Annotated in this window: 4 protein-coding genes and 1 pseudogene; 4 read left to right on the forward strand and 1 reads right to left on the reverse strand. The window is 69.4% G+C overall.

Annotated features, from left to right (window positions below; genetic code table 11):
- The 4 genes and pseudogenes from DBR34_RS23875 to leuB all read left to right on the forward strand — a co-directional run.
- Positions 1-422: pseudogene (locus DBR34_RS23875) on the forward strand (SAM-dependent methyltransferase); the annotation flags it as partial.
- Between the two features lie 34 nt (positions 423-456).
- Positions 457-1,878 (forward strand): 3-isopropylmalate dehydratase large subunit, encoded by a 1,422-nt coding sequence (gene leuC / locus DBR34_RS18065; RefSeq protein ID WP_128097802.1) that lies wholly within the window; start codon positions 457-459, stop codon positions 1,876-1,878.
- Positions 1,878-2,456 carry a 3-isopropylmalate dehydratase small subunit gene (leuD, locus tag DBR34_RS18070; RefSeq protein ID WP_128097803.1) on the forward strand — a complete coding sequence of 193 codons (579 nt, stop codon included), beginning with the start codon at positions 1,878-1,880 and terminating at the stop codon, positions 2,454-2,456. Before leuC ends, leuD begins: the two co-directional genes overlap by 1 nt.
- The gene (gene leuB, locus DBR34_RS18075; protein ID WP_128097804.1) at positions 2,446-3,510 is read left to right on the forward strand and encodes a 3-isopropylmalate dehydrogenase; all 1,065 of its coding nucleotides are present in this window, start codon (positions 2,446-2,448) and stop codon (positions 3,508-3,510) included. The genes leuD and leuB overlap by 11 nt, the downstream gene beginning before the upstream one ends.
- A 26-nt stretch (positions 3,511-3,536) precedes the next feature.
- Here leuB and DBR34_RS18080 read toward each other — a convergent pair.
- Positions 3,537-4,642: hypothetical protein (locus tag DBR34_RS18080; protein ID WP_219928335.1), on the reverse strand; the 1,106-nt coding region annotated here is incomplete at its 5' end.

Below are 4,642 nucleotides of genomic sequence, written 5' to 3' on the forward strand. Positions count from 1 at the left end.
TCGCCGGCGTTGCCCGTGCGTTGAAGCCGGGCGGCCGCTTCGTGGCCGAGATGGGCGGGCACGGCAACGTGGTGGCCATCACAAGCGCGCTGCAGGCCGCCCTGTGCAGCAATGGCCACGCGGTGCCTGCGTTCCCGTGGCACTTCCCCACTGCCGATGACTACGCCGAGCGCCTGCGCGCGCATGGCTTCCAGGTCCGTTACATCGAAATGCAGGCCCGCCCCACCGCACTGCCCACCGGCATGCGCGGCTGGCTGCGCACCTTTGCCTCCCCGTTCCTGACCGGCCTGGACGCCACACAGCGCCAGCGCGTCATCGACGACGCGGTCGCGCTGCTCGAGCCGACCCAGTGCGACGCGCGCGGCCAGTGGACCGCCGATTACGTGCGGCTGCGCTTCGATGCGCGCCTGCGCACCATTTGACCTATCTTCTACACGTACACAGCAAGGCCATTCCATGACCCCAGCTCCCCGCACCCTGTACGACAAACTGTGGGACGCCCACATCGTCGTGCCCGAATCGGACAGCGCGCCCGCCGTGCTGTACATCGACCTGCACCTGATCCACGAAGTGACCTCACCGCAGGCCTTCACCGAACTGCGCGAGCGCGGCCTGGCGCCGCGTCGCCCGGACCGGACCAAGGCCACCATGGACCACTCCACCCCGACCCTGCCCGCCGGTCCCGACGGCAAGCTGCCCTACGCCAGCGCTGCCTCCGAAGCGCAGGTGGCAATGCTGGCGCGCAACTGTGCCGAACACGGCATCGAGCTGTTCGACCTGCAGTCGGCCAACCGCGGCATCGTGCACGTGATCGCGCCCGAGCAGGGCTTCACCCAGCCGGGCATGACCATCGTCTGCGGCGACAGCCACACCTCCACCCACGGTGCGTTCGGCGCGCTGGCCTTCGGCATCGGCACCAGCGAAGTGGGCCACGTGCTGGCCACCCAGTGCCTGCTGCAGCGCAAGGCGAAGACCATGGCCATCACCGTCGACGGCGTGCTGCCGGTGGGCGTGGGCGCCAAGGACGTGGTGCTGCACATCATCGGCGTGATCGGCGTCAATGGCGGCACCGGCCACGTGCTGGAGTTCCGCGGCAGCGCCATCGAGGCGATGGACATGGAGCAGCGCATGACGTTGTGCAACATGTCGATCGAGGCCGGTGCACGCGCCGGCATGGTGGCCCCGGACCAGACCACCTTCGACTGGGTCGCCAACACCCCGCGCGGGCCCAAGGGCGCCGACTTCGACGCCGCCGTGGCGGCCTGGTCGCAGCTGCGCAGCGATGCGGGCGCGCGTTTCGACGCGGAGGTCCACATCGAGGCCGCCGACATCCGCCCCACCCTGACCTGGGGCACCCACCCCGGCACCGCCATCGCAGTGGACCAGCCGATCCCGGCGGCCAACGATGCGGCCGACCAGAAGGGTCTGGACTACATGCATTTCCACGCCGGGCAGACGCTGGCCGGCACCCCGGTGGACGTGGTGTTCGTCGGTTCGTGCACCAACGGCCGCCTGAGCGACATGCGCGAAGTGGCGCAGGTGCTGCAGGGCCGCCGCGTCGCCGACGGCGTACGCATGCTGGTGGTGCCGGGCTCGGAGATCGTCAAACGCCAGGCCGAGGCCGAAGGCATCCACGCCATCGTGCGCGCGGCCGGTGCCGAGTGGCGCGAGCCGGGCTGTTCGATGTGCATCGCCATGAACGGCGACCTGGTAGCACCGGGCCAGCTGGCGGTGAGCACCAGCAACCGCAACTTCGAAGGCCGCCAGGGCCCGGGCTCGCGCACGCTGCTGGCCTCGCCGATGACCGCGGCCTGGGCAGCGGTGAACGGGCGGGTGTCCGACCCCCGTGACCTGTATGCCGCCCGGGAGGTGGCCTGATGAGCGGCTTCCGTACCCTGACCTCGACCAGCGTGGTGCTGCGCGAGACCAATATCGACACCGACCAGATCATTCCGGCGCGGTTCCTGTCCACCACCGAGCGCGCCGGCCTGGGCAAGCACGCCTTCAACGACTGGCGCTGGCAGGCAGACGGCACGCCCAACCCGGGCTTTGCCTTTAACCAGCCGCACAATGCCGGGCGCAGCATCCTGCTGGCCGGGCGCAACTTCGGCTGTGGCTCCTCGCGCGAACACGCGCCGTGGGCACTGACCGACCTGGGTCTGCGCGCGATCGTCAGCAGTGAGATCGCCGACATCTTCCGCGGCAATTCGCTGAAGAACGGGCTGCTGCCGATCGTGCTGGACGAGGCCGACGTGCAGACGCTGATGCAGCGCCCGGACGACACCTTGACCATCGACATCGCCGCGCGCGAGCTGCGCACGCCCGATGGCCGCGTCTACACCTTCCCACTGGACGGCTTCTCGCAGACCTGCCTGCTGGAAGGCGTGGACCAGTTGGGGTATCTGTTGGGCCGCACGTCTGACATCGAACGTTACGAGAGTGAACATGCACGCTGAGATCGTCGTACTGCCGGGTGACGGCATTGGTCCGGAAGTCGCCACCGCCGCCGTCGCGGTGCTGGGCGCCGTTGCCGACCGCTTTGGCCACACCTTCAACTTCAGCGAACACGACATCGGGGGCATCGCCATCGACCGTCATGGCGAGCCGCTGCCGGCCGCTACGCTGGAGGCCTGCCGCAACGCCCAGGCGATTCTGCTGGGCGCGGTGGGCGGCCCGAAGTGGTCCGACCCGAATGCCAAGGTACGCCCCGAGCAGGGCCTGCTGGCGATCCGCAAGGCGCTGGGCCTGTACGCCAACCTGCGCCCGGTGCGCACCCATGAGGCCGCACTCAACGCCTCGCCGATCAAGGCCGAGCTGCTGAAGGGCGTGGACTTCGTGGTGGTGCGCGAACTCACCGGCGGCATCTACTTCGGCGAGAAGACCCGCACCGCCGACACCGCCAGCGATCTGTGCAGCTACAGCGTCGGCGAGATCGAGCGCGTGCTGCGCACCGCCTTCCGTCTGGCCCAGACCCGTCGCGGCAAAGTGACGTCCGTCGACAAGGCCAACGTGCTGGAAACCTCGCGTCTGTGGCGCGACGTGGCTGCGCGCATCGGACGCGAGGAGTTCCCGGACGTGGCGCTGGAGCACCAGCTGGTCGATTCGATGGCCATGCACCTGCTGGCCAAGCCGCGCGAGTACGACGTGATCGTCACCGAGAACATGTTCGGCGACATCCTCACCGACGAAGCCTCGATGCTGGCCGGTTCGCTGGGCCTGCTGCCGTCGGCCTCGCTGGGCGAGCCCGGCGCGGTCGGCATCTACGAGCCCATCCACGGCTCGGCGCCGGACATCGCCGGCAAGGGCATTGCCAACCCCTACGCCACGATCTTCAGCGCCGCGATGCTGTTGCGCCATTCGTTGGGGTTGGAGGAGGAAGCCGCCGCGGTGGAAGCGGCCGTGCATGCCGCGCTGGATGAGGGTGTGTTCACCGCCGACCTGGCGGCCCAGGGTGCGGCGGTAAGCACCACCCAGGCCACCGACGCGGTGCTCGCCCGCCTGCGCGACTGAGCGCCGGTCCGACGAACGGTCGGTGGCTACCGTGGCGCCGAATAGGTGCTGCTGCTCATGCAGCCGGCCAGCACGGTGCCATCGTCCGTTTGAAGCACGCTGCGCTCACGCATCAGCGTGCGCCCGGGCGTTTGATCACGGGCCACGCTGCGCGTCCACACGCCGTCGCCCTGACGCGCGGCCGCGTCCATCCCGCTTGCCGCAAGCACCTTGGCCAGCGGCGCCTGACCCAGGTCGCCGGCGATGTAGCCGCCGATGGACACGGCGATGCGCTGGACCGGAAAACCGTGCAGGTTCAGCGGCTGATCCAGTTCGATGACATGCGCCGGTAGCGTTTCTCCACCCACGACATACCCGCGTTCGGCCACGGCGCGGATGCTGTCCGGCCAGGCCAGCTGGGGCTGCTCCACGACCCGCTCCAACGTAGTGGCAATGCGCTGCAGCGCGGCCGGGTCGGCCCGGCATTCCAGCGCCGCTGCAACGTCCTGCGCGCTGGCCACAGCGCGCAAGCGGGCCGGAACACGCTCATCGCGCGTCTGCACGTCGTAATCGCAGCCCAGCCGATAACCCGGGCGCTGCCCATCGCTGCGTACCACGATCGACGCGGGCACCGGCGCACTGCCCGCCGGCGCCTGCACCGACCAGACCTGCAGCGGCTCGCGCAACGTGCTCGACTGCAGGCGCAGCCCGTGCGCGGCCACGATGCGCGCACGCGACGCCGCATCGATCGGCATCGCAAGCCCGATGTCATCGGCGACCAGGCGACGGGTAGTGATGCCGTGGGCAGTCAGCCCCACCGGCATGTCGATGTTGACCACCGATGCTTCGTCATCTCCCACCCGCTCGAACCGCCACTCCCTCAACAACGCGGGGCGCTGCTGCGGGTCGCCATACATCGCCGCCCGCAACGTGCTGACCACCGCCTGTGCGGTTGCCGGTGCGACCCTGCATTCCAGGGTCGCGACCAGGTCGCGCTCGAACATCGCCGCAGACGGTGCCGCGCCTGACGACGCAGCAACAGGCGTGCAGGCACACAGCAGCACAAGGGCGGCAATACCGCCGCGCAGACGAACAGGGAACAGGTGCATGGCAGCGAATGGATCGACAAGGCGCAATCGCGCATTGTCACGCC

The sequence above is a fragment of the Stenotrophomonas sp. HMWF003 genome, assembly GCF_003061285.1.
Taxonomy (GTDB): domain Bacteria; phylum Pseudomonadota; class Gammaproteobacteria; order Xanthomonadales; family Xanthomonadaceae; genus Stenotrophomonas; species Stenotrophomonas maltophilia_AP.